The following is a 1330-nucleotide window of genomic DNA, read 5'->3' as shown; positions in this document are numbered from 1 at the left end:
ATGCAAGAACGTAGACTTAGACGAGTTCATTTTGCATATAACCTTAGTTTCACAACGTTACGGCGACTACGCAGATGCAATTCGTACAGTGAAACAGGAAGGCCAAGTAATCGTCCAACAAGGTGATAAGAATCAAGACCGCAAGATAATCAACCCTGCTGTACGTATTCGTGATGATGCTTATAAGAGCATCGTGCAAGGGCTAAGCGAACTTGGATTAACGTACAAATCAAAATCAAGTATTGCAGCAGTAGATGCACAATCGCTTGATGCACAGATGGAACTTGTGCGCTTGCTTAATGATGTGCCCGATGTTGGAGGTACAGATGACCTCTAATCCCAATGAAGTCGATTGGGAGCGTGTGCAGTACATAGATTTTGTGAACGATATAGAAAAGTTCAAGTTGTACAATATCGACATTGAGAAGTACAACTTCAATTTAAAAGATGAAGATCAAGATTATCGCTGGGTTCACCAGTACTGTTATGAAGCTCTTACGAAGTACAAAGAAGAAACCTGCCTCAATATAAAACTCGCTGCCGTTCGTCACATCATAGATACACAACGTCAGAAGCAGACGTTACCCGCGGGTAACGGACAGCAAGAAACCTTCCAATATAAGTTCAGTGCAGGACATGCACAGAAAGTTATCAACTTCTACAAGCTGCTCGTGCACGTAAAAGCAAAGTCTGGTGCATTTAAACTCCTTCCTTGGCAGCAATTCATTGTAGGTTCCATTTTTGGCTGGATACAAAAAGATAAAACCGAAGAAGGCAGAGTAAAACGTAGATTTCGTTATGCGAACGTATATGTTGCCCGTAAGAACGGTAAAAGTACTCTTGCTTGTGGCATTGCACTTTATATGTTAGTTGCAGACGGTGAAATAGGCCCAGACATTTACACTACTGGCCCAACAGGTAAACAAGCACGCATTGTATTTGATGATGCATCCAAGATGCTTAAGAAGTCCCAGCTTAAAGCACTAGGGTTCAGGATTAACCGTGATGCCATTATATGCGATGCATTAGACGCAAAGATGGAATACAAGAATTCAATTGCAGATAACTTGGACGGTTTAAATAGTCACCTTGCAGTAATAGATGAATTGCACAGCTTTAAAAATGCAGATGTATACAACGTAATGCGTACATCAATTGGTTGCCGTACTAATCCTATGTTCTTTGCAATCACAACAGCAGGTTTCAATATTGGTTGTATTGGGCATACCGTATATGAAGATAACAAGAAGATCCTGTTGAACATCTCCGACATGTCAGAGTTTGATACAACGTTCTGCGCAATGTACGAGATTGACGATAACGATAGTTT

Annotated in this window: 2 protein-coding genes; both read left to right on the top strand. The window is 40.9% G+C overall.

Annotation, left to right across the window (positions count from 1 at the left end):
* Positions 1-337, top strand: a 337-nt coding sequence (locus LG31_RS20400) for a P27 family phage terminase small subunit (protein WP_152598350.1), incomplete at its 5' end; no start/stop codon positions are given.
* Positions 327-1330, top strand: a 1004-nt coding sequence (locus LG31_RS0107765) for a terminase large subunit domain-containing protein (RefSeq protein ID WP_238567499.1), incomplete at its 3' end; no start/stop codon positions are given. The genes LG31_RS20400 and LG31_RS0107765, both read left to right, overlap by 11 nt.

Source organism: Aeromonas lacus (assembly GCF_000764665.1).
Lineage (GTDB): Bacteria > Pseudomonadota > Gammaproteobacteria > Enterobacterales > Aeromonadaceae > Aeromonas > Aeromonas lacus.
The sequence above is the reverse complement of the archived record's forward strand: the minus strand, read 5'-3'. Positions and strand labels throughout refer to the sequence as shown.